This is a genomic window from Streptomyces sp. NPDC040405, assembly GCF_055595765.1.
Genome location: NZ_JBVIVI010000007.1, coordinates 162,618 through 189,614 on the forward strand (window position 1 = coordinate 162,618; position 26,997 = coordinate 189,614).

A 26,997-nucleotide genomic window follows, 5' to 3' on the forward strand; every position below is an offset into this window, starting at 1 on the left:
GGAAGGAGAGGCACCCGGGCGGGCCCGCCGGATCAAGGTGCACGATCAGCGTGCTCAGGGTGCACTGACGGTTTCCGGCTGCCGGGGCGGCTCGGCCGGTCCGCCCGGTCCGGTCCGTTCGGCCGGCTCGGGCTCCCGTGAGAGCACGCCCGGCCACCACACCTTCCGGCCCAGGGCGACGCTGGCGCTGGTCACCAGGTACGTCCGTACGAGGAAGGTGTCGAGCAGGACGCCGACGGCGATCACGAAGCCGAGCTGGACCAGCTGCACCAAGCCCATGTTCATCAGCACGGCGAAGGTCGCGGCGAGGACCAGTCCGGCGGAGGCGATGACGCCGCCGGTGGTGCGCAGTGCGGTGAGTGCCGCCGCGGCCGGTTCCGCTCCCGCCAGGGACTCCTCCCTCATCCGGTGCATGAGGAAGATGCCGTAATCGACGCCGAGGGCGACCAGGAACACGAAGGACAGCAGTCCGAGCCCCGGATCGGTGCCCTCGAAGCCGAGGACCGATTCGAAGACCAGCCCGCCGATCCCGAGGGAGGCGCCCCACACCGCGACGACCGCGACCACCAGGAGCAGCGGTGCGACCAGACTCCGCAGCAGCCCGATCAGGATGAGCATCACGGAGACGAGGACGAGCGGCACGACGATCTTCGTGTCCCGGGCGTTGGTGTCCTCCAGGTCGATCTGCTGGGCGCTGTCCCCGCCGACGTAGGAGCCCTTCAGTTCGTCCCGCAGGGACTTGATGGTGGCGATCTCCCCCGCCGACTGGGGTGCGCTCTTCGCGAAGACGGAGATCTCGGTCCAGCCGTCTCCCGTACGCCCCTTCTCCGCGCTGCCGACTCCCGGGGTGCCGCGGACGGCCGCGAGGGTCTCGTCGGCGCGGCCCTGCGGGGTGATCACGTCGATGGGCTGGCTGCCCTGCTCGGGATAGGCCTTGGCAAGGGTCTTCATCGCGACGACGGACTCCGGCTTGTCGACGAAGGAGTCCTCCTGCTTGACCGGTCCCGGCAGGTTGAGCGAGCCCAGGGCGAGGGCGCCGAGCAGTACGGCACCGCTCGCGAGTACGGTCAGCGGCCTGCGTCCGGCAGAGCTGCCCATCGCCGAGAACAGGCTCCGCCGCTGCTTGGGCATGCTCCCGAAGGCGGGCACGAGCGGCCAGAACACACGCCGTCCGAGCAGTACGAGGATGGCGGGGAGCAGGGTGATCATCGCGATCAGCGCGCACAGCACGCCGACGGTGCCGAGCGGGCCCATGCCCCGGCTGCTGTTGAGGTCGGCGGCGAGCAGGCACAGCAGTCCGGCGGCGACGGTGCCGGAGGAGGCGAGCACGGCGGGCCCGCAGCCGCGCAGGGCGGCGACCATGGCCTCGTACGGTCGCTCGATGCGCCGCAGCTCCTCCCGGTAGCGCGAGACGAGCAGCAGCGCGTAGTCCGTGCCCGCCCCGAACACGAGGATCGTCATCACAGCCGAACTCTGCCCCGAGATGGTCGTGCCGAAGGCCTGGTTGAGGCCGTAGGCGATACCCATCGACATGTAGTCGGCGATCCCGGCGACGACGAGGGGCACGAACCACAGCACGGGGCTGCGGTAGATCAGGATCAGCAGTACGGCGACGACGGCGATGGTGGTGTAGAGCAGCGGTCCGCCGAGCGAGTCGTAGACCGCGCCGGAGTCGATGTCCAGCGGGCCGGTGCCGCCCACATCGACGCTCAACCCGCCTTCGCCCTGGGCGACTTCGCGGACGTCGTTGACGAGCTTGTCCCGCTGCTCCTCGTTCGCCCCGGGCTCGTTGCTGGCGACCGGGTACATCAGGGTCGTGCCGTCCTTGGACGGAACCCCCTTGGGAGCACCGCCGATCAGCTCGTGCTGCCGGGTGATCTCCGCGACCTGCCCGGCCGCGGTCTCCCGGTCGGCGGCGCTGAGCCCGCCGTCCCGGTGGTAGACGAGCACCATCTCGGTGGTCTCGCCCCCGGGCAACTTGTCCTCGATCTTCGCCGCTTGCGTCGAGTCAGCGCTCGCCGGCAGGTAGTCGGTGACCCGGTCCTGCTGCACGTCGGCGAGCTTCGCCGCGAACGGCCCGACGAGCGCGAGCACGGCAATCCACAGCCCGAGCACCGCCCATGGAACGGCTCGCCCGCGTCCCGTCCTCGTCGTGGTTGTCTCTCCGGCCCCCATTGGCCGATCTCCCTCCGGGTGACGTCTGCTTCGGTCCCCAGACTTCCGGTGAGAACCACGGCTTTCGTCGGGCGGGAGGGCGAGGTGACGCGTACTGCCGGGGGCGACGGCGGGTGCGGATTACTCCCTGGGGAGTAGCCGGCGGACGGCGCGCCGCCCCGGAAGGGGCGCGGGACTGTTTCGATCTGCGGCTACCGCCGCGTGTGCGCGAACAGCCCTCACCGGCCCGCAGCACAAATCAATCCCCCGCCGGGAGGGCGCGAGGGGCCCGAGAAGCAGATCCAGCCCGGAGCAGTGGAATCCGACGTCCACCCGAGACGACACCGGGGCTCGGATCGAGACTAGTAACATCACGGGACTACTTTTGATTGAGAACTACTACCGGGATCACCGGAGAGGAGAAGCCGTGCCCGACCATGGGGACCACGTCACCTTCCAGCATGGGCAGGAGTACCTGGCCGCGATCTCCGAGCGCTGGAACTACCAGATCCTGCGGGAGGTGTTCTTCGGCGTTGGCCGCTTCGGCGAACTCAAGCGAGCCCTGGGCATCTCGGCGAACATCCTCACCGCGCGGCTCAACAGCCTGACCGAGCTGGGCCTGCTCACCAAGCGCGCCTACCGCTCCGACAAACCGTGGTACGAGTACGCGCTCACCGACAGCGCCCGCGAACTCGTCGTCCCCGCCATCGCAGCCATCACACGCTGGGCCGAAACCCATGCGACCGATACCGACATCACGCACCACCCGCTGATGCACACGACGTGCGGCAACCCGACCAATCCGTACCTCGCGTGCAGCAGCTGTCACCAGCCGGTCGAGGCCTCGACTCTGCGGCCGACGACCACCGAGGAAGGAGGTGCCGGTCAGCGGAGGGGGTCGGCTCCCGCAGCGCCGGTCGACCTCGATTCGAGGTCCCACTGATCACCTCGTCCGGGGCGACCCAAGGCTAGTGGCGTTTTGAAACTAGTAGCGTTACGCTACTAGTGACAGAACGCCTCCTTGGTCACGGAGAGGACTGATCATGACCACGAACTGGCTCGAAGGGGTTACCGAGAAGCTGATCCCCACCTCACTGGGCCTGATCAACGTGCGCGTCGGCGGCCGTTCCGACGGCCCCGCCATGGTGTTGTGGCCGAGCCTGATGATGGACGGCACCATGTGGCAGTACCAGTACGAGCACTTCGCCCCGACCCACCGCGTAGTGCTCATCGACAGCCCCGGACACGGCAAGTCCGACGCGCTGCGCAAGATCATTGATCTCAAGGACTGCTCCGACACACTCGTCGAGATCCTCGACGAGCTCGGCATCGACAAGTGCGTCCTGGTGGGCAACAGCTGGGGCGGCATGCTCGCCGGGGTCTTCCCGGCCCACTACCCGCAGCGGACCGCGGCGGCGATCGGCATCAACTGCACCGCCTCCCTGCCCACGACGATCGAGAGCATCTGGGCCACCGCACTGGCCACGTACCTCTCACTGCACTCGAAGATGCCGCCGCTGGCCGCCAAGGCCGCCCACGCCGCCTTCGCCGGCCCCACCGCCGAGGCCACCAACCCGGAGTTCACGGAGTTCACCAAGTTCGTGTTGCGGGACGACCCGAAGTCGGTGGCGTGGGCGCTGCGCAGCATCCTCATAGGCCGCAAGGACGAGCACCGCCGCCTGAACACCATCAGGAACGTGCCCGCCCTGATCATCGCCGGCGAGGAGGACAGCCAGTTCCCTGTGCACGTGGTGCGGAAAATGGCAGACGCCATCGAGGGCAGCACCTTCCGTGTGCTCCAGCACACCGCCCATCTCGCCGCCCGCGAGAACCCCGACGGCGTCAACGCCGAGATCGACGCCTTCCTCGCCACCCTGCCCGCCGCGGCCTGACCAGGAGACCACCACCATGGAGAACAACGCACACGTGACGGCCGTGCCCGGCTGGGTCCTGAAGTTCATGGATGCCATCGACACCCTGGGGTTCGACGAGGGCTTCGCGCCGCTGACCGAGGACACCGACTTGTTCTTCGGCACCGAGCACATCCGCGGTGTCGATGCCATCAAGGCATTCTTCGTCAAGATCGACGAGCCGCTGATCATCACCCATGAGGTCCTGGAGTTCTGGGCCGCGGGCGACGGTGTCCGCTTGCTGCGAGGCGAGGCGACGATGGCCAAGAAGAGCGATCCGGAACAGGTGGTGCGAGCCCCGTTCATGCACATCTTCTACCTCGACCGGGAAGAGCCCGTCCGCGTCCGGACGCTCCGCATCACCGCGGGCCCGCTTCGGACCGACGCCGTGATGTGACCTCGCTCCGGGGCCCGACACACGGCGCGTGACACGTCCGGTCGGCACAGCAACGTGCGGGCCTGACGCTGGTGCGAACCCGCCCGAGGCTGCGCTATCAGCATGCTTGTATTCGACTTCGCATGCTTATATTGTCCAAGCATGCTTACGGACGGGCGAATTCCAGGTTCCCTCACCGCGAAGGTCGGCCCATGACGACTCTGCCCCTGCCCGACGCCCGCGCACTCGTCGCGGCCGCGCTGACCACGTGCGGTTATTCCGCCACCGACGTCGAGACCATCGCCGACCACCTGCTCGACTGCGAACTGCGCGGGCTGTCCTTCGGCGGGCTCGCCCGCGCGCTGTCCATAGCGGAGCGAAATCGCACAACCGAGACGCCGCCGCAGCCGATCCGGATCGTGGCCGAGACACCGGTGTCCGCCACCGTGGACGGCGGCGACCAAGTGGGCTACCTCGTCGGCATGCACGCACTGGAGCTTGCCGTGGCGAAGGCCCGCGCCCAGGGAATCGCGGTCGTCGGCGCGCGCAACACCTGGTACACCGGGATGTTCTCGTACTACCTCGAAAAGGCCGCGGCAGCCGGGCTCGCCGGGATGATCGCAGGCAGCGGGCCGGCGATGGTGGCCCCGCACGGCGGCACTGAAGGCCGGTTCGGCACCAACCCGATCGCCTTCGGTTTCCCGGCCACCCCGGCTCCGGTCATCTGGGACATCGGCACCTCCACCGTGATGTACGGGGAGGTGAGGCTGAAGGCGCGGCTCGGGGAGAAGCTGGCGCCCGGCCACGCCTACGACGCGGCCGGGGTCCCGACGCTCGACCCGGCCGCGGCGCTCGAGGGCGCGTTCGGCGTGTGGGGCGGTCACAAGGGCTCGGGGCTCGCTCTGGTCGTCCAACTGCTCGGCATGATGACCGGCGCGGCCGCCGACCCGGCCGGTGTTTCGGACTGCGGCTTCTTCGCCGTGCTGTTCGATCCCGGCGTGCTCACCGACCCGGGCGACTACCGCCGGCGGGTCACGGCCTTCGCGGAATCGGTCCGCGCCACTCGGCCCATCGAGGGCGGCGGCCCGGTCCGGGTGCCGTTCGACCGCTCGGTGACCCGCCGCGACGAGACGCTCCGGCGCGGCACCATCGATGTGCCCGAAGCGGTGGTCACGGCCTTGCGCCAGGAGGCCGGAGGTCTCTGAGGACCTCGACGCCTTCGCACGGCGGTTGGACGGCCTCAGTGTTCGACGACGTGCTCAACGTCGTCGCACTACGAGTCGAACCGCGGCTGGTCACGAAGTCGCTGGCGCCCGCCGGCCCTTGTCCCGTAACGGATTCCACGCAGAAAGCCGAGGACACCATGATCGAATTCTTCACCGGGCTGCAGCCCCTTCAGGCCGGCGAGACCGATCCCGACCGAATGATCTCCAGGATCAAGGAACTGGACCGCTCGAAGGCCATCGACCGGGTCCTCGTCGGATACTCCTCCACCTGGCCGCATAACCACGCCACCGCACCGTTCGCGCTGGCGGCGTCGGAGAAGTTCTCGCCGATCGTCGCGCATCGCCCCGGCGTTATGGCGCCGGTGGCCGCCGCGCGCTACTTCGCCACCCTCGACGTGCTGGCCCGCGGGAGGCTCGCCGTCAATGTGGTCGTCGGTGGCTCCGACAAGGATCTGCGACGCGAGTCGGATGACCTGCCCAAGGCCGGACGGTACCAGCGGGCGGTCGAGTACCTGGACCTCGTGCGGCGCGCCTGGACCGAACCCGAGCCCTTCGACCACCACGGCGAGTACTACACGGCCGAGGCGGTGAAGCTGCAGACCAAGCCGGTGCAGGGGCAGGTGCCGATCTTCATGGGGGGCGAGAGCGCCGACGCCGTGGACTTCGGCGCCCGGCACGCCGACCTGTACATGCTCTGGGGGGAACCGTTCGCCGGCACGAAGGAACGCGTCGACCAGGTCACCGCGGCAGCCCAGAGGTATGACCGCCCGATGCGGTTCTCGCTGAGCCTGCGCCTGTTCATCGGTGACACCGACGACGACGCCTGGGCCCGGGCCCGTGCCGTGGAACGCCAGATCGCCGAGGCCGCCGGAACGCCGACCTTCCTGCGCTCGTCGTCGACCGACACCTCCGTTGGGCGGCAACGGGCGCTCGCGCTCACCGACCACGAGTTGCACGACGACTGCTTCTGGACCGGGCTGACCAAGCTCCTGGGCGGCTTCGCCAACTCCCAGGCACTGGTGGGCACGGAGGAGCGCATCCTGGACACCCTCGGCAGGTACCGGGAGCTCGGGATTGACACGTTTCTCGTGACGACCGGCGCGGAAGCGGCCTGGGACCCGTCGCTGGAAGGCTTCCTGGCCCGGGCCAAGAAGGAGCTGGGATGACGCCGACCGCCGTTCGGGGCAGTGGCGCCCCGGGCCTGGAAAACTACTCCGATCTCGCCGACGGCACGGTCGGCGGCCTCCTCGCCGCCCGCGCCGCAGAACATCCGGACAAGCCCGCGTTCGTCTTCGAAGACAGCGAACTGACCTACAGCGCACTCGACGCGGCAGTCACCGACGTGGCGCGCGGTCTTGTATCGGCAGGCGCCGCCCCGGGCAGCTCGGTGGGGATCCTCCTGCCCAACCGGCCCGAATACCTGCTCACCTGGCTCGGAGCGGCCCGCGCCGGTCTCGTCGAGGTCCCGATCAATGTCGCCTACAAGGGCTCCTTCCTCGACCACGCGCTCCGCAGCACCGGCGTGCGCGTGCTGGTCACCGATGCGGCCTTGCTGGAACTCGTCGCCGACCTGCCCGAAGTACCACGGACACTCAAGACCGTCGTACTGATCGACGGCGACCGTCCCCGCCGCATCCCGACCGGTGTGACGGCACACACCTGGAGCGACCTGCTCGCGGCCGGCGACCCGGCGGCGGACCTCCCCCGCATCGCGCCGCAGGACCCGGTCGCGATCATGCTCACGTCCGGAACGACCGGGCGGAGCAAGGGCGTTGTGTACCCGCACTTGATGCCCCTGGTGGCCGCGCGCGAGTGCGCGGCACAGATGGCCACGACCGCCGACGAGCGGCTCTACACGTGCCTGCCGCTGTTCCACGGTGCCGCGCAGATCAACATATCCATGCACGCCTTCTACGCGGGGGCGACCGTGGTCCTCGGCCGCCGGTTCAGCGCCAGCAGGTTCTGGGACGAGGTGCGCACCCACCGGGTCACCCAGTTCAACGCCCTCGGCTCCGTCCTGCCGATGCTCCTGGCGCAGCCCCCAACCGAGCGCGATCGCGGCCATCGGGCGACGAAGGTGTTCGCCGCACCCGCCCCGCCCCAAGTGCTCCATCCGTTCGAGGAGCGCTTCGGCGTACACGTCGTGGAGGGCTACGGGCTCACCGAGATCAAGAACGTCCTCTACAACCCTCTTGGCGCCCGGAAGGTCGGCTCGCTGGGCCTGCCCACCGCATCCTCCCTTCTGGAGATCCACGACGAGTCCGGGAACTGTGCCGCGCCGGGCCAGGCCGGGGAGATCGTGTACCGGCCCCGCCTGGCGGACATCATGTTCTCCGGCTACCACGGCGATCCCGGAGCGACGCTCGCGACCATGAAGGATCTCTGGTGGCATACCGGCGACCTGGGCTACACCGACGAAGACGGCTACTTCTACTTCATCGACCGCAAGAAGGACGCCCTGCGCCGCCGCGGCGAGAACATCTCCTCCCACGAGGTCGAGTCGGTCCTGCTGGCCTACCCCGGCGCCGTGGCCGCTGCCGCCGTCGGCACACCGTCAGAGCTGGGCGAGGACGAGGTCCTCGCCATCGTGCAGCTCGAACCCGGCCACGAGATGGACTACACGGAACTGTTCGCTCACTGCGACCGGTCGATGCCGCACTTCATGGTCCCCCGCTACTACCGCGTCGTGGACCAGCTTCCCGTCACCCCGAACGGCAAGGTGCGCAAACACCAGCTGCGTGACCGGGGCCGCGCTGATGCCTGGGATGCGCTCGCCGCTGGGCTCAAGCCCACCCGCCACGCCTGAGGAACCGCCATGTCCCTGCCCGACGCAGTACGCATCCGGGAGATCGCCCCCCGGTTGACCTTCCAGGACCATGTGGTCCCGACCGATGCCAAGATCGAACTCGTGCGGCGGCTCATCGCCGCCGGCGTCCGCGCGTTCGAGCTGTCCTCCTTCGTCAGGACCGATCTCGTACCGGGCCTCGCCGACGCCGCGGAGGTGTTCGCCCGCGTGCCGCGAGTGCCCGGACTCAGCCTCGGCTGCTGCGTCGCCAATCTGCGCGGGCTCGCCCGCGCGATCGACGCGGGAGCCGACACGGCGTACTTCCTGCTGTCCGCTGACGAGGAGTTCGCCCGCGCCAACATCGGACGGTCCACGCAGGACTCGATGCGCGAACTGGAGCGCATGGCCGCGTACGCCGCGGACCGGAACATCGTGCTCGGCACCTACGTCATCTTCGCCTGGGGTGGGCCGACCGGCCCCCCGCGCACCGGCGCGGATCTCGAACCACTGGCCCGGCGGCTCCTCGACATAGGGGTGGACCATTGGATTCTCGCGGACTCTTCCGGCTACGCGGCGCCGCCCCAGATGTGCGAACTCGTCACCGCCGCGCTCGCGCACGTGCCGCCGGGGAACCTGACGGTGCAGGTCCACGACGACCGCGGCATGGGCCTCGCCGCCCTGCTCCCACTCCTCGAACTCGGCATCCGCCACATCGACACCTCCCTTGCCGGCAGCGGCGGCCACCCGGCGATGCCCGGCACCCAGGGCGGCGGTCTGTGCACGGAGGACGCCGTGCAACTGCTCGAACTGTCCGGGGTCGACACCGGTATCGACCTGCCCCGCCTGCTGGAGACGGCGAACTGGCTCACCGGCGAGGTCGGCGTGCCCGGCGAGGGATTCGTCCGGCACACCGGTCCCGTACCGAGCACCACCCAGTCCGGCAAACCCCTCTCCTTCACCTGGTGACATCCCATGAGCGTCTTCTCTCCCGCACTTCAGCCACCCCGACCCACACCTGCCGGTTCAGCACCATGGCTCAAGGAGGACCGGTGACGAAAACCCGTACGCCCACGATCGTCGTTGCCGGCGCCGGGCTGACCGGGCTCTCCGCGGCGATCTCCGCCCGCGAGACCGGCGCCCGCGTGGTGCTGCTGGAAAAGGGCAGCCGCGAGGACGTCGGCGGGAACGCCGCCTTTTCCGGCGGGTTGTTTCTGTTCTGCTATGACGGGCCGGATGATCTGACGTCGATCACGGAGGACTTCGAGCCGGGCATGAAAGCCGACCGGATCGAGGCACCGCCGTACACCCGCCAGGCCTACGCGGCCGAGCTGTTGGCGATGAGCGGCGGCCAAGCCGAGCCGCGACTGGTCAATGGGCTCGCTGAACGGTCGTTGGACACGGTCCGCTGGTTGGCCGCGAAGGGCGTTCGCTTCACGTTCAACCGAACCGTGGGGGCCGCGGTCCGCGACGGCGTCCTGCACGTTCCACCCGGCCAGATCCTGACGTGCACCGGCGAGGGAATGTCGCGCGGGTTCGAGCTGATCCGGCCCCTGCTTGCGCACGCCGAGCGGATCGGCGTGGAAATCCGCTGGTGCACACCGCTGGTGGAGGTGGAGCGCAGCGACGGCCGGGTCACGGGTGCCGTGCTCGGCGACGGCGGCGAGACCGTGCCCGCCGACGCGGTGGTGGTGGCCACCGGCGGCTTCCAGGCCAGCCGGGAACTTCGCCGCGAGCACCTGGGGCCGCAGTGGGAGACGGTGCGCCTGCGCGGCACCCGTCTGGCCACAGGCGACGGGATCCAGGCCGCACTTCGCGCCGGGGCGGAGAAGGCCGGGACCTGGGCGAGCTGCCATTCGGCCGCGGTCGACCCGACCGTGCCCTCACCGCAGCGCAGTGCGGCCTCACCTCCGTTCCCGCTGCACGGCTTCTGGCTCGGCGTACTCGTCAACCGCGACGGCGAGCGGTTCGTCGACGAGGGCCCCGGCCCGTGGGTCAAGAACTACTCGAAGATGGGCAAGGCGATCATGCGCCAGCCGGGATGCGCGGCCTTCGAGATCTTCGACCAGCGGACCGCGGCCCGGGTGGCCGACGAGTTCGCCGGCGCAGCCGTGCCCATCGTCGCGCACACTGTCCCGGAGCTCGCCGAGCGGATCGGGGTGCCCGCCGACCGGCTGGCTCACACGCTCGAGACGTTCAACAACGCCTGCCCGCCCGGTGACGGCGCGGCCGAAGGTCGCGGCACGGCCGGCATCACACCGCCCAAGTCCCGCTGGGCCTCGCCCCTCGACCGGCCACCGTTCGTCGCCTACCACGCCGTCGCGGGGCTCACCTTCACCTTCGGCGGCATCCGGATCGACCCGGACGGGCGGGCGCTCGGAGCGGACGGGACACCGGTGCCCGGTCTGTACGCGGCCGGCGAGGCTGTCGGTGGCCTGTTCTACGGCGATTATCCCGGTGGCGCCGCCCTCATGCGCGCCGCGGTGTTCGGCCGCGCGGCCGGAGCCACCGCCGCGGAGGAAACCCAACCTGTTCCTCACCCGGCCTGAAGAGCGCGGAGCAGGCCGGACAGGGACGGGCTGCGGTCGAGCTCGTCGATCTACTCCTCAGGGCGGCCCATGTCCCGGAGTTCGTTCTCCACCACGAGCGCGGCCTGCCGCAGGCGGCCATCAGTGGCGACGATGTCCTCCTGCCCCAGCGTGGCGTTCAACGTTTCGCTGATCTTGAGGACCTCGTCGCTCATCTCGTCCAGGGCGGCCAAGCCTGCCTCGGTGACCTGGAGCGAGAGCGCCCGTTCACTCTCTGGATGTGCGTCGCGGGCCACGAAGCCGCGGTTCACCAGTTGCGTGACCATCCGCGTCATGGTCTGCGGCCGCGCGTAGCAGCGGCGTGAGAGCTGAGCGAGGCTGAGATGAGGCTGATTGGCCAGGATGCGCAGGGCGGTGTAGCTGGACAGCGTCATGTTCCACGGACGCAGTCGCGTGTTCCCGATTCTGGTGACCGCCCGCTCGAACCGGAAGGCGGCATCGATCATCGAGGACGCCTCGTCCATGCCGGCGGTGGCCCCGGTCGGCGACCGGCCGTCGTCGAACGGGTTGATGTAGGGCAGAGCGCGTGTCACCCGTGCAGCATACGGCCTGCTGGACTGGAACATCAGCAAGCTTGCAATAAATCTAAGCATGCTTCTATTATCTAAGCATGCTTACATCACCCTCTCGGCGCCCGGTCCTCGACACCGCGCACTTTCGGGCCGTCCTCGGGCACTTCCCCAGTGGCATCACCGCTGTCACTTCGCGCGATGCGCAGGGCAGGCCGGTGGGCCTGACCGTCGCCTCGTTCACCTCGGTCTCACTCACGCCTCCACTGGTGGCGTTCCTGCCCGGCAAGACGTCATCGACATTCCCGGTCATCGCCGAGCGCGGCACCTTCTGCGTGAACGTTCTCGCCGCCGACCAGGAGTGGATCTGCCGTGCGCTGTCGGTATCGGGAGGCGACAAGTTCGCCGAGGTGACCTGGCGGCCCGGGTCGCACGGAGACCCGGTCATCGACGGCGCGGTCGCCTGGATCGCCTGCACGATCGAAGCCGTACACGACGCCGGTGATCACAACATCGTCATCGGACGGGTCAACGACCTCGACGCCGACAGTACGGCGTCACCCCTGCTGTTCTTCCGAAGCCGCTACAACCAACTCGTATCCGCCTGACCGGCAAGCACCGTGCAGCCCCGCGGCACGGCCTCAAGGGCAGGAGTACCTCGAAGGGTTGACCGGAGAAGGGCCATCACCATGGACTGCGGAGTCCCGCGCGAGCTGCTCGACGATCTCACGGCGGAGTTCGACCAGCTGCGGGCACTCGTCCCATCGGGGACAAGCCTGCGGCGGCCAACTCCGGCCATCGGCTGGGATGTCGGAGCCACCGTGTCACACCTGATCGGTTGTGACCTTCTTGCCAAGGCGGCGGTAGACGACCCCGGTGAATTCCGGCGTGCCCGTCCCGCGACGGACGTGGCTCTGGCCGAGCTCCTCGAACATCACATCGCAGCCCGCCAAGAGCTCTCGGTGGAGCAACTGCGACAGGAATGGGCTGACGCCTTCGCGGCATTGCTGAGGGCTTTTACGTTCTCGCGTCGAGAACAGAAGGTTCCCTGGTTCGGGCCGCCGATGAGCCCGGCGACGCTGGCTACAGCTCGTCTCATGGAGTACTGGGCTCACGGCCAGGATGTCGCCGACGCCCTGAAGACCGTCCGCCGGCCCACAGACCGGATCCGGCACGTTTGTCACCTCGGGTACATCACCTTCGCGTTCAGCTTCGCCAACCGCGGCCTGCCCGTGCCGCCGTCTCCACCGCGCGTCGAGCTGCGCCTGCCCAGCGGCCGGTCATGGGTCCGCGGCCCGGAGAGCGCCCATGCCTTGGTCACCGGCGACGCGCTCGACTTCGCCCTGGTGGTCACCCAACGCAAGCACCGCCTCGACACGTCTCTGACCTGCCGAGGCGAGGTCGCTGAGCAGTGGCTCGCCATCGCCCAGTGTTTCGCAGGCCCGCCCGGCCCGGGGCGGCCGCCGGGCGAAGTAGCCCATTGACTGGCGAAACGGCTGTCGTCGCCATCTGACGGGTCAGTCACGGGTGTTGTCGACGCTGTCCAGCGATTGCCTGCTGGTTTCCGGCGCCCATGCCCAGCAGACGACGGCGCCGAGGAGGAGGACGACAACGCATCCTCCCAGCGCGGTGGTGGTGCCGTAGCTGTCCTCGACCACGGGCAGCAGGAACGTGCTGGCTGCCGAGCCGATGCGGCTGACGGCCACGGCGATCCCCACACCTGAGGCCCGGAGATCGGTGGGGAACAGTTCCGGGGGATAGACGAATTCCAGGTTGACCGCCGCCGACAGCACGAACGCGAACGCCGTGAACAGGGCCACCGGGATGATGGGGCCACTGTCGGCGCCGAGTGCCGTCAACGCCGCCAGGAGGACGGCGCCGATGACGAATGTCCCGATCAGGAAGTGCCGCCGGGAGATCCTGTCGATGATCAGCAGACCGAAGACCGCACCGGCCAGCAGGAAGACGTTGTAGAGGGCTCCGGCTCCCAGCTTGCTGGTGACGCCGAGCGCTTCCATCACCTGGGACGAGAAGGTGCCGAGCGCGAAGAAGGGCACGACCTGGCACACGTAGAACAGGGCGCCGACGGCGGTGCGCTTGCGGTAGGCGGGGCTGAACAGCGTACGAACGCCGCGACGTCTGGTGACCGGTGCGGCGGTGGGCGGAAGCGCGTCCGGGCCGAGCGTACGGCGGACGATCGCGGCCGCTTGGTCCTCGCGTCCGTGCTGGACCAGCCACAGGGGTGATTCCGGAACACCGGTCCGGAACGCGAAGACGAGCAGTGCCGGGACGGCGCTGATGGCGAGCATGTAACGCCAGGCGTCATCGCCGTGCCCGGTCAGCAGGAAGCCGATCAGATAGGCGAACACGTAGCCGGCGGCCCAGGCGACGGCCAGCAGGCTCATGAGCCTGCCGCGGAACTTGCGCGGTGCGTGCTCGGTCACCAGGGACTTGCTGACCACGTAGTCGGCCCCGAGGACAAGACCGAGCAGAAGCCGCAGGACCAGCAGTTGTCCGGCGTTCTGGACGAAGAACTGGGCCAGCGACAGCACGGCGAATGCCAGCATGTCCCAGGCGAAGATGTGCCGGCGTCCGATGCGGTCCGCGATCGGGCCGGTGATGACGGCGCCGAAGAACAGGCCGACCAGAGCCGCCGCGCCCAGGAGCCCGATCCACAGCGGGGTGAGTGCGAGGTCGTTGGTGGCGGCGGCGATGACGATGCCGATGATGCCGAGGATGAAGCCGTCGCTGAACTGGCCGCCGGTGCCCGCGACGGTGACCCTGATGTGGAATCGGGTGAGTGGGGCGTCTTCGTACGCGATGGCCGTGCTGGGGCTCTGCGAGTCGGTGGTCATGTCCGCGGCCCCCCATTGTGGGAGTCCGTACGCAGCTGGTGAGTGGTTGTCTCGTACCCCTGGGCCGCGGACAGTTCCACCCACTGTCGAGTGCGCCGGTGAGATTGCGTTCCCGGTGCGGCCCGTTCCACTTGAGGCCGTCGACGCAGCGTCGGCCGAAGGTGACGGCTGCCGCGGTGAGGTCGTCGAACATCGACGTCAGCGCGTCGAGAATGACCGGCTCCATCACGTTCAGCTCCAACTCACCGGCCGCGACCGCGCAGTCGACCGCGTGACTGTGCCCGCGGACGCGAAAGCTGAGCTGCATGACGTACTCGGGAATCACCGGATTGACCTTGGTCGGCATGATGGACGACCCGGCCTGAACCGCTGGAATCGTGAGGTCACCGAAGCCACCGTGGGGGCCTGAGGAGAGCACACGGATATCCGCCGCGATTTTGGCCATGGTGATCGCGACGCGTGCACCGGCCGCGGCGATCTCGGCATAGGGGTCGAGGTGGGCGAGGCTGTCGTAGGGGTTTACCGCGCTGGTGAGCGTACGCCCGGTCAGCGCGGCCAGCTCCTCGGTGCAGCGCCGGCCGAAGCCGTCCGGGGCCCCGACGCCCGTGCCGACCGCGGTCGCTCCGATCGACAGCTCGCTCAGCTTCGAGACGGCCGCCGTCAGACCGCCCCGGGTACGGCTGATCGCTGCGGCGTGAGCCCGGTGGGTGTCCCCGGCGGTGAGGGAAACGGCGTCCTGCAGACACGTGCGACCGAGGTGCGGAGTCCGGTCGAACTCCGTCGCTTTGCGCTCGAACGCGGCGATCAGCTCGTTCAGCGCCGCGGCAGGCCCCTCGACCAGTTCCGATACGGTCAGGGCCATCGCGGTCGGGTACGTGTCGTTCGTCGACTGTGACGCGTTGACGTGGTCGTTCGGATGCACCGCGATCCCGGCGAGGGCACCGGCCCGCGCGGCGATCACCTCGTTCACGTTCATGTTGGCGGTCGTACCGCCCCCGCCTTGCACCAGCGCGGTGGGGAACTGATCCGAGTGCTCCCCGTTGATGATCTCGGTGCACGCGGTGGCGATCGCGTCGCGGCGAGCCGCGTCGAGCACACCCATCGCGTGGTTGGCCTGGGCGGCCGCCAGCTTGACGCGGGCGTAGTTGCGGACGAACGGCGCGAGATCGCCGAGCGTTCGGCCGCGGACCGGGAAGTTCTCGATCCCCAGCTCGGTCTGTTTGCCGTACAGCACGGTTCACCCTCCTCGAAGCGATGGTGCGCTGACGCGGTAGTTGCGCCGCACCTCACGGAAGCTAAACAACGCCATGCTGTGGCGACAATCAATGTTGCTCTCACAGCACGAGCTGGGGATACGGCTCGGCCCTGGCGCACCGCGGCTCAGATGCTCGCGGCTCTCAGCTGCGGTGGGTGCGGGTTTGGGCTGTGGTGAGGCGCCGCGCCGCGGCCTTGACAGCGGTGCTGTAGCTGTCGAGGGAGCGGAGCATGCGGCTGGTGGGGCCGGAGATGTTGAGTGACGCGACGATGTGGCCCGCCGCGTCGCGGACCGGGGCGCCGACGGAGACGAGACCCGCTTCGAGTTCCTCGTTGGCGATCGTGCAGCCCTGTTCGCGCTCCTGGGCAAGCCGGTCGAGCAGCCCGGACAGACTGGTCAGGGCGTCGGGCCCGTAGCCGGGGGTACCGAGGTCCCCTTCGACGAGGTCACGGACCTCCTCGCTGGTGCTGTCGAGCAGGAGGGCGCGTCCGGATGCCGTGACATGCAGCGGCGAGGTGCGGCCTACCCACCCTCCGGCCTGGAGAGAGTGAGTTGACCGTTCCCGGAGGATGGTGAAGGAGCGGTTCCCCTGCGGTACGGACAGCAGAGTGGTCTCGTGGGTCTCCGCGACGAGCGCCCGCAGGATGGGTTGCGCCGTGCGGACCAGACGTTGATCACCGGCCTTGACGGCCAGTGCGTGCAGCTGCCAGCCGAGCCGGTATCCACGGGTGTCCGGGTTCTGCTCGACGAGGCCGGTGGCGGCCAGCGCCTTGAGCATGCGGGAGATCTGACTGCGCTCGCGGCCGACCTGCTGCGCGATCGCGCTCACCGGGAGCTCGCCCTCAGCCGCGGCGAGGGTCTGCAGCACGGCTGCCACGCGGGCGACGGTCGAGGTGTCGGGCGGCGAGCTCACCCGGGGAGCATATCGTTGCTGTGAGAGCATCACCACGTGTACGGCTGGTCGCTGGCGCTGCGTATGGCCTGGTCACCGAGGCTGCTCGCGGCCGGACAGCCCAGCCCCCGGGCCGCCGGGCCACCGGGCCACCGGCGACGCGTCAGCCGCGGTCGGATGCGTTTTCCAGCAGGTGGTCGATGTGGCGTTGGAGGATGGCCAGCGCCGTGGCCGGGGAGTGGTGGCCTGCCAGGACGTGGGCCGTAAGGCCGTCGGCCAGAGCGAGGAGCGTGTGTGCTTCGCCATCGGGGTCGAGGCGCTGGGCAAATTCCCGGGTGTCCTGGCCGTAGCGGATGAGCCACGCGATGAGGCCGTGGAGCTTGGCATAGGTGGCCTGCAGGACGGCGGCCAGTTTCTCGTCGGCAGGGGCATGGGTGACGAAGGCCAGCCAGACCTGAGCCTGCGTCTTCGATTCCTCATCCAGCAGGGCGAGTTCGGCCAGGGTGTGGGACAGCAGGGTCGACGCGGCCTGGGGGGTGGAGGCGGCGGCGATGCGCTGGTTGGCGCGTTCGCTGACGTGTTGGGAGATGTGCTCCAGCGCGAAGAGCAGCATGTCCTGCTTGGTGCGGAAGCACCGCTGGACGGCGCCCATGGACACGCTGGCCTGGGCTGCGACATCGCGGAGGCTGACAGCCTCCATGCCGGAGCGCGCGATCAGGGTGCAGACCGCCTCGGCGATCCGTCGGCGCCGGTCCTCGTAGTCGACCTGTCTGGGCACGGGTTACTCCTTCCCACGTTCCGATGCACTTGCATCGTATCCGGATCGACTGCACGATGTGATGCGGTCGCATCGGAACGATGCGCGGACACCGGGAGGGAAGGCTCGTCATGGCGAAGCAGCTCAGGGGGACGGACAGCGGCTCAGGGCAGGGGCTGCTGTGGCTGTTCGGTGCCATCCTCGTCATCCAGGGCTTCGGCTCCGCCATCACGGAGGCCGGGTGGGATACGAGCTTTGGCGTCGCTGGCCTCCTGCGGGCAGCCCATATGCCTGAGTGGTCAACGCTGCTGGTCGGCTTCGCGGGTTCAGCCCTGCTGGGAACGGCGGCGCGCCGTCACTACGCGAGGAGCCGGGCGGACCGCCACCCGTGAGAAGCCCGCAGACCACCGGCGGGCTGGTGACCTCGCTGCGTCGCGAGGGCGCGGATGCCGTGCGTCGGGGCACCGTTGACCGGCCGCGCCGGGCTGGTCAGTCCTCCGCGTCGCGGACCAGGAGCGCGATCTGCACCCGGTTGTCGACCGCCAGCTTGGCGAACAGGTTGCCTACGTGCGCCTTCACGGTCGCGACGGTGATGTACAGCCGCTCGGCGATCTCCCGGTTGCCCAGTCCGTCCGCGACGGCCCGGGCGGTGTCGAGTTCTCGTTCGGTCAGTGTGGACAGCCGGTTCCGTGCGGCTTCGCGGGATGCGTCGCGGGCGTGAGCGGACTGCGGGCCGGTGGCCGCGGCGATCACCCGTGCCGTGGCCGCCGGAGACAGCACGGGGTTGCCGTCCGCGACGGTCCGCACCGCGTCGAGGATCCGCGCCGGTTGGGTGTCCTTGAGGACGAACCCGAGTGCTCCGGCGCGCAGTGCGCCGAGGACCAGATCGTCGGAGTCGAACGTGGTCAGCATGAGCACCCGCGGCGGCGCGGGCCGGGTGAGGAGTTCCCGGGTCGTGCTGAGTCCGTCGCGGCCGGGCATCCGTACGTCCATCAGGACGACGTCCGGCCGCTGTTCGTCCACCACGGTGAGCGCGGCGTCCCCGTCGGCCGCTTCCGCGACGACGGTCAGGTCCGGTTCACCGTCGATGACGAGCCGCAGCGCCATCCGCACCAGCTGGTCGTCGTCGACGATGACGACGCGCACCGGCTCCCGCTGGGTATCCACTCATGCTCTCTCTTCGTGGGTGGGGTCCGGCCAGGGTAGCCGCGCCGTGAGGAGGTATCCGCTGTCGGGCGTGGGGTGGTGGTCGAGTTCTCCGCCCGCGAGGGTGAGGCGTTCGGTGAGGCCGAGCAGACCGAATCCCGATGTCGGTGGTGGTGCGGTCGCCGTGGTGGCCGGGGAGTTGTGGACGCCGACGTCGAGGTGGTCGCCCGGTGTTCCGTCGAGGGTGATGTGTACGCGTGCGCCCGGGGCGTGTTTGGCGGCGTTGGTCAGTCCTTCCTGGACGATCCGGTAGCAGGTGCGTCCGACGGCATCGGACGGCGTTCCCGCCACGGTGGTGGTGAGCCTGACGTCCAGCCCGGAGGTGCGGGCGTCGGCCACCAGCTCGGGGATGTGGTCGAGGGAGGGCTGGGGCGGTTCCGGGCGGCCCGGGTCGGCCCGGAGCACACCGAGGACATCCCGTAGTTCTTCCAGGGCCTGGTGGGAGGCGTCGGCGATGCCGCGGACCAGCACGCGGTTTTCCTCAGGGGTGAGGTCGCCGCGGTGGTCCAGCACTCCGGCCTGCATGGCGACCAGGGAGATCCGGTGCGCGAGCACGTCGTGCATCTCGCGGGCGATCCGGTTCCGTTCCAGGGCCCGTGCCTGCGCCGCTCGTGCGGTCTGTTCCCGTTTCGCGCTCTCCGCCTGGTCCCGCAAGGACCGCACTTCGACGCGCCGCGCCCCGATGGCCATGCCCATGGCCACCGCGATGCCCGCGATCAGTGCCGGGAACGCGAGCTGGTACCACGACAAGCCGGGCGGGCTCTGGAACGGGTAGGCCCCGTCGGCGAACTGCGACGCGGCCACAAAGGTCAGCGCGACGCCCCCGATCTCCGCCGGACGGCGACGCGTGGAGATCGAAACCAGCGCCAGAATCGCGGCGCCGGAAGCGAGTGCCGACGCGGTCGAGGCGATCGCGACCGTCATGGCGACGGTGCGCGGGAACCGCCGCCGCCACAGAAGCGCCGTCAGGCAGCCGAGAGCCACCAGCGGATCACCGATGACGAACCACGAGCCCGTTTCGCCCGTCTGCTTCTGCAGCATCACACCGATGGAGAGCCAGAGCGGTATGCCCACCGCCGCGGCCGCGCCCAGCCGCCAGGTCTGCTGCCACCACCCGAGCCGTGGCGCGACGTCCGTGTTCACCCGTCCATTGTCGTGACACCGCGCGGCCGACGAGTCGGTCCGCGGGATGACGCGCCCTCGACCGGAGTCGCATCACCGGCCCGCCTCCGGTCGCAGGCGGGGCGGGCCGCCGGGCCGATGTGCCTGCCGCGCCGCACGGACAGACTCGTTCACATGCCGGGACAACCGATCACCGGACGAAGACGCCCATCCACCGCCGTGCGCCGCCCAGGAGGACATCGGATGCGTAGAAAGACCTTGTCCCTCGCCCTCGCCGCCACCACGGTGGCGACGACCGCGGTGGCACTGACGGTGATTCCGGAAGTGTCGGCGGCGACGCCGGACACGGCGGCGGCCACGCCGGACACCGTGCGGTGGGGCCCGTGCTCGGAGCAGGCCGACTCGCCCCGCAAGGCCACCTCACCCCGCAAGGCCGCCTCACTCCGTCTTGAGTGCTCCACACTCGAAGTCCCGCTGGACTACCGCGATCCCGACGGCCGTCAGATCGAGATCGCGATCTCCCGGCTGGCGAGCGAGAGGCCGTCGCGGCGCCGCGGCGTGCTGCTGACCAATCCAGGCGGCCCCGGCATCACAGGGCTCGGCTACCCGGCCGTTCTCGCCGCCTCAAAGCTGCCGCGGGATGTGCTGGACTCCTACGACGTGATCGGCTTCGATCCGCGCGGCACCGGCCGCAGCACGCCGGTGACCTGCGACCTGACGCGGGCGCAGCGGAACCGCGGCAACGTGCCGCCGTACGCGCACACCGCGGCCGATGTCGCGCGGGAGGCGCCGAACGCGCGGACCGTCGCCGAGCAGTGCGCCACGTCGCGGACGGCGTGGATGCTGCCGCACACCACCACCGCGAACACCGCACGCGACATGGACCGGATCCGGACCGCACTGGGCGAGCCGAAGCTCTCGTACCTCGGCGGGTCCTACGGCTCCTACCTCGGTGCCGTGTACACGACCCTGTTCCCGGGGCGCGGCGACCGGATCGTGCTCGACAGCAACCTGGGCCCCGGCGGTTACGACGTCACGGCCATGCGGTCACTCGCCCGTGGAATGGAGGACCGGTTCCCGGACTTCGCGGCATTCGCGGCCGCGCACCCCGAATACGGCCTGGGCACCACACCGGAGCAGGTGACCGCGAAATTCTTCGAGCTCGCGCGGCGGCTGGAGGCGAAGCCGGTCCGGGGCATCGACGGGACGTTGTTCCGCGGGATCACCTTCGACCGCCTCTACAGCGACGCCTCCATGCCCTCGGTGGCCGAGATGTGGCAGGCGCTCGACGAGGATCGGCCGCTGCCGCCCGACACCCCGCCGTTGATGGACGGCATGGAGAACTTCATGTCCGCCCGTTTCTACGTGATATGCGGTGATTCACGCTGGCCGGGAACGGTCCGGGAGTATCAGCGCGATGTCGCGGTCGACCGGCTGAGGTACCCGATGCTGGGCGGGGCCGCGGCAAGCATCGGACCGTGCGCGTTCTGGCCGGACGAGCGGGCCGAGCCGCCGGTGCGCATCGGCGACCGGGGCCCGTCGAACGTGCTCATGGTGCAGAACGAGCGCGACCCGGGGACACCGCTCACCGGCGCCCGGAAGCTGCGGCGGGCATTCGGAAAGCGGACCACGATGGTGACGGCCGACCAGGGCGGCCACGGCGTCTACCCCTTCGGCCCCAACACGTGCGCGAACGACGCGGTGACGGCATTCCTGACCACCGGGCAGCGCCCCGCGCAGGACCTCGCCTGCGCGGCGGAGCCGAGCGAGTAATCACTCCCGTGCGGTCGCGCGGTACCGGGGTGCGAATTCCTCCTCGACGAACCGCTCGATGGACGTGGGGGTGGAAGTGCGGGCGGTGCGGGGCTGCCGCATCCGGGTGTGGCGGGAGTTCAGGGACGTGCCCACCTCGGCCATCATGTCCGCGACGTCGGCGGACACGCCGTTCCTGCGGAGTTCGGCGTGGAAGGCGGCGACGCTGATCTGCTCGTAGGCGAGGTCGGCCGCGCCCACGGCCTTCGCTATCGCGGCCGTGGCTTCCCGCATGCTCACGTCGCGTTCGCCCTGGAGCTCCAGGACCTCCGTACCGCGCCAGGTCCCGGTGGCCAGTTCCTCCGCGGCTCTGGCGCCGATGTCGCGGGTGGTGACGAAGGGGAGCGGAAGGTCGGGGGCGAAGGGGGCGCTGATGCGGTGGAAGCGCCTGGCGGCATCGATGTGGTCCAGCAGGTTCTCCATGAAGTAGCCCGCCCGCAGCCACAGCGTGTCCACTCCGGGGGCGGCCGAGAGGGCCTGCTCGAAGCGGTGGAGCCCGGCGACCGGGCCGGTGCCCTCGGCGTGTTGGGCTCCCCAGCTGCTGAGCCCGACGACGCGGGGCACACCGGAGGCGGTGACCGCCTGGGTCAGGGAGGCCGTCACCCGGTCCTGGAAGCCGCCGAAGTCGGGGTGGTCGGGGAGGTAGTTGGGCTGGATCACCGCGTAGACGCCGTCCGCGCCGCGGAAGGCATCCGTCAGTGCGGCGGCGTCGGTCTGGTCGGCCTCGCACACCTCGGCGCCCCGCTCGGCGAGGTCGGCGAGCCGCCGGGCCGAACGGCCGACGGCGCGGACGGGGTATCCCCGGTCGAGCAGGCGCACAGCAGCGGCCCGTCCGGTACGGCCACTGGCTCCGGTGATGACGAACATCAACCGCTCTCTTTCTCTCGCGCTCTGTACTGATGCCGGGCGCTCGTCAGGGACCCTTACGCTCCCGGCACGCGTCGGCACGGTAGTCATCCGGTTGTGGGGGCGGGTAGGAGTGGCACACCCACCCCGAGAGCGCGTGCGGACGGCTCCGCGCGACGGCGAAGGTGGCGTACGGCGAAGGCGGCGAAGGCGGCGAAGGCGGCGAAGGCGGCCTTCTTACGCTGGTGGCATGGAGGATTCGAGCAGCCACGGCGGGGACGGCGGTCCACTGGCGGGCTTCCTGCGCGCCAGACGGAAGCGGGTGCGCCCCGAACAGCACGGGCTGGCTCCGGGGGCGAAGCGCCAGGTGCCGGGGCTGCGGCGGGACGAGGTGGCGTACCTGGCCGGGATCAGCACCGACTACTACGTACGCCTCGAACAGGGAAGGGAACGGCGGCCGTCCCGCGCGGTGGTGGACGGGCTGTGCGAGGCGTTGCTGCTGGACATCGCGGCGGCGCGGCATCTGCGGGCGCTCGCCGCCGGTGTGGCGGCCACGGACGGAGCGGAGCCCGGCATGGGCGTGGAGCGGCTGGCGGATGTGCACCGGCTGCTCGGTTCCATGACGGTGCCCGCCCTGCTCGTGAACCGGTGGCTCGACATCGTGGGCGGCAATGCGCTCGGCGCCCTTCTCCACGAGGGGCTGGGGCCCCGGGACAACTACGCCCGCATGGTCTTTCTCGCCCCCCGGGCGCGGTCGTTCTTCGCCGAGTGGCCCGAACTCGCCCGCTGCATGGTCGCGGCCCTGCGCGCACAGGTCGGCTACGAGGCGGGGTCGGCCCGATTGACGGCGCTGGTGGACGAACTGACCGCCGCCAGCGAGGTCTTCAGCGCCTCGTGGAGCGAGCACCACGTCTACGAGAAGACGATGGACCGCAAACTGCTCCGGCACCCGCGAGTCGGGCCCCTCGCACTCAACCAGCATGTCCTGGAGCTGCCGGGAGGCGAGGGCCACCGGATCTGGACCTACCGTCCGGCGGACGACGCGACCTCGGACGCCCTGCTTCGACTGGAGTCCTCGGCAGCGACGATGGGGGCCCGACCGTCCGACCCGGAGGACCACACGTGACCTTGGACATCGCCGCGTTCACCACCCCCAGCCCGGAGCGGCCGCCCGCGCCGGTCCCCGTCGACTGGGCAGCGGTCGAGACCTGGCTGGGGGTGTCGCTGCCGGGCGACTACAAGCGGCTTGCCGACGCCCACGGACCGCTGGACTTCGGCGCGTACGTATGGATCCACGTGCCCTGCGTCCAGGAGAACCGCTTCGACTACGGGGGCTGGCTGCGCGACACCCACCGCGAAGCCCGCATCGCGAACCGCGCGCTGCCGGAGTCGGAGCGGTCGGCCTTCCACCCGGCGCCCGGCGGACTCCTCGCCTGGGGCGAAACCCGCGGCAGCGACGTGCTGTTCTGGGACACGTCCGTCTCGGAGGACCCCGACGAGTGGACGGTGGTGGTCCGCCATCTGGGCCCCGTACCCGGCAGCGGGCTCCTCCCCTGGCATCGCTACGACCTCACGCTCACCGGCTATCTGCGCCACATGGTGCGCGAGGGCTGGGAACTCCCCTCCCCGCCCGGCCCCCTGATGGGCCCGCTGCCCGGCACCGTCGCCCGCACCGCCTTTCTGCCGGAGGCCGGGCCCTGGACGCCGCCCGAGCCCACCGTTCCCCGGCTCACCGAGGCCGAGCGCCGCACCGCCCTGGAGACCGGCACCGGGCTGGATGCCCTGCGCTTGCTGTCGCCGCCGCCCGAGGCCCCGTATCTGGGCGGCGGAACCTGGGAGGGGCTCTTCGAGGAGCTGGGCACGCGGCTGCCACGGGACTACGTGACGCTCCTGGACCTGTACGGCGCCGGGTGCTGGAACGGCTGGCTGCGCTTCCACACCCCGCTGCGCCCGGCCGGCCGGGGTTTCGTACGGCACGTGGAGTCGACTCTGGAGGGCTACGGGACGCTCAAGGAGAAATATCCGGAGGACTTTCCGCTCGCGATGTGGCCCGAGCCCGGCGGCTTTCTGCCCTTCGCCAACTCCATCGACGGCGATTACCTGGGCTGGCTCACCGAGGGCGACGATCCCGACGCCTGGCCCCTGATCGTCTGGCCCCGCCACGCCCAGCAGGGCCGGCCGTGGGACCGCGGCCTCGTCGACGCGCTCCTCGCCTGGCAGCGCGGCACCTTCGTGACCGAGGGGCTGGCGGGGCTGGACGAGGACGACGACCCCGTCGAGTACGCGGGGTTCGAGCCCTGGAGCGACGACGCCTACTGGTGAGCCGCCCCGGCCGGGAGAGGGCCGAAGGGGCGCAGACGCCGCCGGGCCGGGTACGTCAGCGTGCCGGGCCGGTCGAGCCGCGGACCACCAGCTGGGGGGCGAGGCTGAATTCCCGGCTCTCGCCGTCCCGGCCCTGGTCGAGCCGTTCGACGGCGGCCTGGACGGCGAGCGCGGCCAGTTGCCGGGTGTCCTGGCGAACTCGGTGATGTGTTACGGCACGGAGTTGCTCCAGATAGCCGGGTTCAGCCAGAACGCACCCTGAATTTCCCCGTCTGGGTCTGTCTTTTCGAGCTGTTCCCGCTGTGGATGCGCGGCTTCGGCGGAATTACCGGAACCTATGGGACGTTCTTCGTACTCGGCGCCGTCTTCTCCTTCCTCACCTGGAAGACTCTGCCGAATACCAGCGGACGCTCGCTGGAGGATCTCGAAAAGGCTTTCATGAAAGGCGACTTCCGCTGATGCCCCTTTCTGGAACGGCCGTCCGGCCGGGGACCCAGGCCGATCTGAAGGCCGTGGCCGACATCTACACGCACTACGTCCGCCACAGCGTGATCACCTTCGACGAGACGCCCCGCTCCGCCGCCGACTGGGAGCAGTTGCTGGGGAACCTCACCGTCCAGGGTCTGCCCTTCCTAGTCGCCGAGGTGTCGGGCGCCGTCGCCGGGTACGCGTACGCCGCTCCGTGGCGCCCCAAGCCCGCCTACCGGCACACGGTGGAGGACACGATCTACCTCGCGCCCGACGCCACCGGCCAGGGGCTGGGCAGCGCCCTGCTGGGCGGCCTGATCGCCGAGGCGGACCGGGCCGGGAAGCGGCAGATGATCGCGGTCATCGCGGACACCGGCGGTGACGACCGCGCTGCCGCCGACACCAGCAATGCCGCCTCGACAGCGCTGCACCGGCGCTTCGGCTTCACCGACGCGGGCCGGCTGACCGCCGTCGGCCACAAGCACGGCCGTTGGGTCGACACGATGCTCATGCAGCGATCCTTGTCCGGGCAGGGGCAGGAGCCCGGATAGGCGTCGGTGGTCAGTCGGCGGCCAGGCCACCGGCGAACGGCATCGTCCGCCAGTGGCCGATGGCCGGTTTCACGTACTCCGCCAACGCGGGCAGCTGCGGCGCGAGCGCGAGGCAGGCGACGGCCCGCAGCATGCCCACGGCGTTCACGAAGCCCAGGACGTCCTGGTTCAGCGCCCTCATGCCGTTGCGCCGGGCACCGCGGTCGTAGGCGGATGCGAGGTCCGGTCCGAGCCCGGCCAGGTCCCATTCGACGGGACCCAAGGTGACCAGCTCGAAGTCGGCGTAGAGGTCCCCGTCCACCCCGGAGAAGATGTTCGCGGGCGGGGAGTCGCCGTGGATCGGCTGGAGGTCGATCCCCGGGAACGCCGTCTCGAACGCCGCCCGGGAGCGGGTGAGGGGTTCCAGCACCCGCCACTCGCGTCGTGCGCGGTCCAGGTCGGCCGGTCCGATCAGATCGGGGTACTTTTCGAGCAGCGCGAGGCTTTCCGCGATGAACCGCGGTTCGGCCGCGGACAGAAACGACAGGTGGCCCGGGTAGGCGCGCAGCGCGGCGTGCAGATCGGCAACGCTTTCGGAGTTCGCCGCGTAGTCGGGCTCCTTGTCCCGGTCTTCCTCGACGAACTGCCAGAACGTCATCGAGAACCCGTCGCGCCGCACGGGCTCCCGCGGCACGAGCGGGCTCGGTGGGATCACGGGGATTCCCTGGTCGGCGAGCCACCGGGTCGCGTCCAATTCCGTCTGCTGGCGGCGCTCTTGGGACGCGAGGTCCACGTAGTGCGGCAGGACGGTGGGGACCCGGACCACGACCGGTGAGGGCGCCAGGTGGACGACGACGGAGAACAGGTCGTGGAGGACCGCGGCGTCGGTCACGGTGAGACCGAGCGCGCGCCCCGCTCCGACGGCCGCGTCGACCGCGGCGGAAGTGCGGCGGGCCATCTGAGGCGATGTCACGAAATCGGTCATCGACGGATCGTTCCATGGCGCGGAGCGGGGGTGAAAGGGATTTTCCGCACCGGGCGGCGGTGCGGGCGGCATGCGATCGGGCGAGTCGGGTACTCGGCGGGTACGCCTCACAGAGGAGTGCTTCGTCATGATTTTCGCCATCGTCGGCGTTTGTGTACTGCTGGCCGTGCTGGCCTTCTTCGTCCCGCGCCTGTCCCGCCACCCCGAACGGGGCACCCAGCGCACGCTGGGAGTCGGCACGCGCGCCGGGAGCAAGGCCCCCGGCATCCTGGGCCGGATCCTCAGCAAGCCGTTCCGCAGCAGCTCCAAGGCGGTTGGCCGCAGCGGCGCCGCCGGTCGGCGCGCCCGGGGCCGCATGCCGTTCTAGAGGACTCCGGCTTGTCGGTCCCTCGTGCTATCCAG

General features: G+C 70.0%; 26 protein-coding genes and 1 pseudogene. 17 read left to right on the plus strand and 10 right to left on the minus strand.

What is annotated here, in order from left to right; genetic code table 11:
- Positions 1–54 precede the first annotated feature (54 nt).
- Positions 55–2,175: an MMPL family transporter gene (locus tag ACZ59A_RS27475; RefSeq protein WP_470963535.1), complete on the minus strand. Its 2,121-nt coding sequence runs from the start codon at positions 2,173–2,175 to the stop codon at positions 55–57.
- A gap of 406 nt (positions 2,176–2,581) precedes the next feature.
- On the opposite strand from ACZ59A_RS27475, the gene ACZ59A_RS27480 reads away from it, so the two are divergent.
- The 8 genes from ACZ59A_RS27480 to tcuA all read left to right on the plus strand — a co-directional run bounded on the left by ACZ59A_RS27480 (position 2,582) and on the right by tcuA (position 10,997).
- Positions 2,582–3,097 carry a winged helix-turn-helix transcriptional regulator gene (locus ACZ59A_RS27480; RefSeq protein ID WP_470963538.1) on the plus strand — a complete coding sequence of 172 codons (516 nt, stop codon included), beginning with the start codon at positions 2,582–2,584 and terminating at the stop codon, positions 3,095–3,097.
- A gap of 100 nt (positions 3,098–3,197) precedes the next feature.
- Positions 3,198–4,046, plus strand: a complete 849-nt coding sequence (locus tag ACZ59A_RS27485) for an alpha/beta fold hydrolase (RefSeq protein ID WP_470963541.1) — start codon at positions 3,198–3,200, stop codon at positions 4,044–4,046.
- A gap of 16 nt (positions 4,047–4,062) precedes the next feature.
- Positions 4,063–4,461, plus strand: coding sequence for a nuclear transport factor 2-like protein (locus tag ACZ59A_RS27490; protein WP_470963544.1), 399 nt, complete (start codon positions 4,063–4,065; stop codon positions 4,459–4,461).
- A 191-nt stretch (positions 4,462–4,652) separates the two neighbouring features.
- The gene (locus tag ACZ59A_RS27495) at positions 4,653–5,645 is read left to right on the plus strand and encodes an Ldh family oxidoreductase (RefSeq protein ID WP_470963547.1); all 993 of its coding nucleotides are present in this window, start codon (positions 4,653–4,655) and stop codon (positions 5,643–5,645) included.
- Between the two features lie 38 nt (positions 5,646–5,683).
- Positions 5,684–6,832 carry an LLM class flavin-dependent oxidoreductase gene (locus ACZ59A_RS27500; RefSeq protein WP_470963550.1) on the plus strand — a complete coding sequence of 383 codons (1,149 nt, stop codon included), beginning with the start codon at positions 5,684–5,686 and terminating at the stop codon, positions 6,830–6,832.
- Entirely contained in the window at positions 6,829–8,472 is a 1,644-nt protein-coding gene (locus tag ACZ59A_RS27505) for an AMP-binding protein (RefSeq protein ID WP_470963553.1), read from the plus strand. The genes ACZ59A_RS27500 and ACZ59A_RS27505 overlap by 4 nt, the downstream gene beginning before the upstream one ends.
- Before the next feature lie 9 nt (positions 8,473–8,481).
- A complete protein-coding gene (locus ACZ59A_RS27510) occupies positions 8,482–9,417 on the plus strand; it encodes a beta/alpha barrel domain-containing protein (protein WP_470963556.1) in 936 nt (311 codons plus the stop codon).
- 65 nt (positions 9,418–9,482) lie between these two features.
- Complete coding sequence (gene tcuA / locus ACZ59A_RS27515) at positions 9,483–10,997, plus strand: FAD-dependent tricarballylate dehydrogenase TcuA (RefSeq protein ID WP_470963559.1); 1,515 nt, start codon at positions 9,483–9,485, stop codon at positions 10,995–10,997.
- A gap of 50 nt (positions 10,998–11,047) precedes the next feature.
- On the opposite strand, the gene ACZ59A_RS27520 is transcribed toward tcuA, so the two are convergent.
- The gene (locus tag ACZ59A_RS27520) at positions 11,048–11,569 is read right to left on the minus strand and encodes a MarR family winged helix-turn-helix transcriptional regulator (RefSeq protein ID WP_470963562.1); all 522 of its coding nucleotides are present in this window, start codon (positions 11,567–11,569) and stop codon (positions 11,048–11,050) included.
- A 77-nt stretch (positions 11,570–11,646) separates the two neighbouring features.
- On the opposite strand from ACZ59A_RS27520, the gene ACZ59A_RS27525 reads away from it, so the two are divergent.
- Positions 11,647–12,153 carry a flavin reductase family protein gene (locus ACZ59A_RS27525; protein ID WP_470963565.1) on the plus strand — a complete coding sequence of 169 codons (507 nt, stop codon included), beginning with the start codon at positions 11,647–11,649 and terminating at the stop codon, positions 12,151–12,153.
- A gap of 81 nt (positions 12,154–12,234) precedes the next feature.
- A complete protein-coding gene (locus ACZ59A_RS27530) occupies positions 12,235–13,029 on the plus strand; it encodes a TIGR03084 family metal-binding protein (RefSeq protein WP_470963568.1) in 795 nt (264 codons plus the stop codon).
- Positions 13,030–13,062: 33 nt separating this feature from the next.
- On the opposite strand, the gene ACZ59A_RS27535 is transcribed toward ACZ59A_RS27530, so the two are convergent.
- The 4 genes and pseudogenes from ACZ59A_RS27535 to ACZ59A_RS27550 form a co-directional block, all read right to left on the minus strand.
- A complete protein-coding gene (locus ACZ59A_RS27535; protein ID WP_470963571.1) occupies positions 13,063–14,400 on the minus strand; it encodes an MFS transporter in 1,338 nt (445 codons plus the stop codon).
- A 340-nt stretch (positions 14,401–14,740) separates the two neighbouring features.
- A pseudogene (locus ACZ59A_RS27540) lies at positions 14,741–15,634 on the minus strand (lyase family protein); the annotation flags it as partial.
- A gap of 163 nt (positions 15,635–15,797) precedes the next feature.
- Positions 15,798–16,568 (minus strand): IclR family transcriptional regulator, encoded by a 771-nt coding sequence (locus ACZ59A_RS27545; RefSeq protein WP_470963574.1) that lies wholly within the window; start codon positions 16,566–16,568, stop codon positions 15,798–15,800.
- Positions 16,569–16,710: 142 nt separating this feature from the next.
- Entirely contained in the window at positions 16,711–17,325 is a 615-nt protein-coding gene (locus ACZ59A_RS27550; RefSeq protein ID WP_470963577.1) for a TetR/AcrR family transcriptional regulator, read from the minus strand.
- Positions 17,326–17,435: 110 nt separating this feature from the next.
- On the opposite strand from ACZ59A_RS27550, the gene ACZ59A_RS27555 reads away from it, so the two are divergent.
- Entirely contained in the window at positions 17,436–17,696 is a 261-nt protein-coding gene (locus ACZ59A_RS27555) for a hypothetical protein (RefSeq protein ID WP_470963580.1), read from the plus strand.
- 97 nt (positions 17,697–17,793) lie between these two features.
- Here the strand turns inward: ACZ59A_RS27555 and ACZ59A_RS27560 are convergent, their stop codons facing one another.
- Positions 17,794–18,471 (minus strand): response regulator, encoded by a 678-nt coding sequence (locus tag ACZ59A_RS27560; RefSeq protein ID WP_470963583.1) that lies wholly within the window; start codon positions 18,469–18,471, stop codon positions 17,794–17,796.
- Positions 18,472–19,653: a sensor histidine kinase gene (locus ACZ59A_RS27565; RefSeq protein ID WP_470963586.1), complete on the minus strand. Its 1,182-nt coding sequence runs from the start codon at positions 19,651–19,653 to the stop codon at positions 18,472–18,474.
- Between the two features lie 222 nt (positions 19,654–19,875).
- On the opposite strand from ACZ59A_RS27565, the gene ACZ59A_RS27570 reads away from it, so the two are divergent.
- Positions 19,876–21,405, plus strand: coding sequence for an alpha/beta hydrolase (locus ACZ59A_RS27570; protein ID WP_470963589.1), 1,530 nt, complete (start codon positions 19,876–19,878; stop codon positions 21,403–21,405).
- On the opposite strand, the gene ACZ59A_RS27575 is transcribed toward ACZ59A_RS27570, so the two are convergent.
- Positions 21,406–22,311 carry an NmrA family NAD(P)-binding protein gene (locus tag ACZ59A_RS27575; protein ID WP_470963592.1) on the minus strand — a complete coding sequence of 302 codons (906 nt, stop codon included), beginning with the start codon at positions 22,309–22,311 and terminating at the stop codon, positions 21,406–21,408.
- A gap of 229 nt (positions 22,312–22,540) precedes the next feature.
- Between ACZ59A_RS27575 and ACZ59A_RS27580 the strand changes: the two genes are divergently transcribed.
- The 4 genes from ACZ59A_RS27580 (at position 22,541) to ACZ59A_RS27595 (ending at position 25,631) form a co-directional block, all read left to right on the plus strand.
- Entirely contained in the window at positions 22,541–23,416 is an 876-nt protein-coding gene (locus ACZ59A_RS27580) for a helix-turn-helix transcriptional regulator (protein ID WP_470963595.1), read from the plus strand.
- Complete coding sequence (locus ACZ59A_RS27585; RefSeq protein ID WP_470963598.1) at positions 23,413–24,612, plus strand: SMI1/KNR4 family protein; 1,200 nt, start codon at positions 23,413–23,415, stop codon at positions 24,610–24,612. The genes ACZ59A_RS27580 and ACZ59A_RS27585 overlap by 4 nt, the downstream gene beginning before the upstream one ends.
- Positions 24,613–24,819: 207 nt before the next feature.
- Positions 24,820–25,071, plus strand: coding sequence for a hypothetical protein (locus tag ACZ59A_RS27590; protein ID WP_470963601.1), 252 nt, complete (start codon positions 24,820–24,822; stop codon positions 25,069–25,071).
- Positions 25,071–25,631, plus strand: a complete 561-nt coding sequence (locus ACZ59A_RS27595) for a GNAT family N-acetyltransferase (protein WP_470963604.1) — start codon at positions 25,071–25,073, stop codon at positions 25,629–25,631. Before ACZ59A_RS27590 ends, ACZ59A_RS27595 begins: the two co-directional genes overlap by 1 nt.
- A gap of 10 nt (positions 25,632–25,641) precedes the next feature.
- Here ACZ59A_RS27595 and ACZ59A_RS27600 read toward each other — a convergent pair whose 3' ends face one another.
- Positions 25,642–26,595, minus strand: coding sequence for a phosphotransferase (locus ACZ59A_RS27600; protein WP_470963606.1), 954 nt, complete (start codon positions 26,593–26,595; stop codon positions 25,642–25,644).
- 127 nt (positions 26,596–26,722) lie between these two features.
- On the opposite strand from ACZ59A_RS27600, the gene ACZ59A_RS27605 reads away from it, so the two are divergent.
- Positions 26,723–26,962 (plus strand): DUF6411 family protein, encoded by a 240-nt coding sequence (locus ACZ59A_RS27605; protein WP_470963609.1) that lies wholly within the window; start codon positions 26,723–26,725, stop codon positions 26,960–26,962.
- The last annotated feature ends 35 nt before the right edge of the window (positions 26,963–26,997 follow it).

What these genes read in the sequence shown, in the direction of transcription:
- ACZ59A_RS27475 (WP_470963535.1), bottom strand. Translation starts at nt 2,175, where the DNA reads ATGGGGGCCGGAGAGACAACCACGACGAGGACGGGACGCGGGCGAGCC.
- ACZ59A_RS27485 (WP_470963541.1), top strand. Translation starts at nt 3,198, where the DNA reads ATGACCACGAACTGGCTCGAAGGGGTTACCGAGAAGCTGATCCCCACC.
- ACZ59A_RS27490 (WP_470963544.1), top strand. Translation starts at nt 4,063, where the DNA reads ATGGAGAACAACGCACACGTGACGGCCGTGCCCGGCTGGGTCCTGAAG.
- ACZ59A_RS27495 (WP_470963547.1), top strand. Translation starts at nt 4,653, where the DNA reads ATGACGACTCTGCCCCTGCCCGACGCCCGCGCACTCGTCGCGGCCGCG.
- ACZ59A_RS27505 (WP_470963553.1), top strand. Translation starts at nt 6,829, where the DNA reads ATGACGCCGACCGCCGTTCGGGGCAGTGGCGCCCCGGGCCTGGAAAAC.
- ACZ59A_RS27510 (WP_470963556.1), top strand. Translation starts at nt 8,482, where the DNA reads ATGTCCCTGCCCGACGCAGTACGCATCCGGGAGATCGCCCCCCGGTTG.
- tcuA (WP_470963559.1), top strand. Translation starts at nt 9,483, where the DNA reads ATGGCTCAAGGAGGACCGGTGACGAAAACCCGTACGCCCACGATCGTC.
- ACZ59A_RS27525 (WP_470963565.1), top strand. Translation starts at nt 11,647, where the DNA reads ATGCTTACATCACCCTCTCGGCGCCCGGTCCTCGACACCGCGCACTTT.
- ACZ59A_RS27530 (WP_470963568.1), top strand. Translation starts at nt 12,235, where the DNA reads ATGGACTGCGGAGTCCCGCGCGAGCTGCTCGACGATCTCACGGCGGAG.
- ACZ59A_RS27535 (WP_470963571.1), bottom strand. Translation starts at nt 14,400, where the DNA reads ATGACCACCGACTCGCAGAGCCCCAGCACGGCCATCGCGTACGAAGAC.
- ACZ59A_RS27555 (WP_470963580.1), top strand. Translation starts at nt 17,436, where the DNA reads ATGGCGAAGCAGCTCAGGGGGACGGACAGCGGCTCAGGGCAGGGGCTG.
- ACZ59A_RS27570 (WP_470963589.1), top strand. Translation starts at nt 19,876, where the DNA reads ATGCGTAGAAAGACCTTGTCCCTCGCCCTCGCCGCCACCACGGTGGCG.
- ACZ59A_RS27575 (WP_470963592.1), bottom strand. Translation starts at nt 22,311, where the DNA reads ATGTTCGTCATCACCGGAGCCAGTGGCCGTACCGGACGGGCCGCTGCT.
- ACZ59A_RS27580 (WP_470963595.1), top strand. Translation starts at nt 22,541, where the DNA reads ATGGAGGATTCGAGCAGCCACGGCGGGGACGGCGGTCCACTGGCGGGC.
- ACZ59A_RS27595 (WP_470963604.1), top strand. Translation starts at nt 25,071, where the DNA reads ATGCCCCTTTCTGGAACGGCCGTCCGGCCGGGGACCCAGGCCGATCTG.
- ACZ59A_RS27600 (WP_470963606.1), bottom strand. Translation starts at nt 26,595, where the DNA reads ATGACCGATTTCGTGACATCGCCTCAGATGGCCCGCCGCACTTCCGCC.
- ACZ59A_RS27605 (WP_470963609.1), top strand. Translation starts at nt 26,723, where the DNA reads ATGATTTTCGCCATCGTCGGCGTTTGTGTACTGCTGGCCGTGCTGGCC.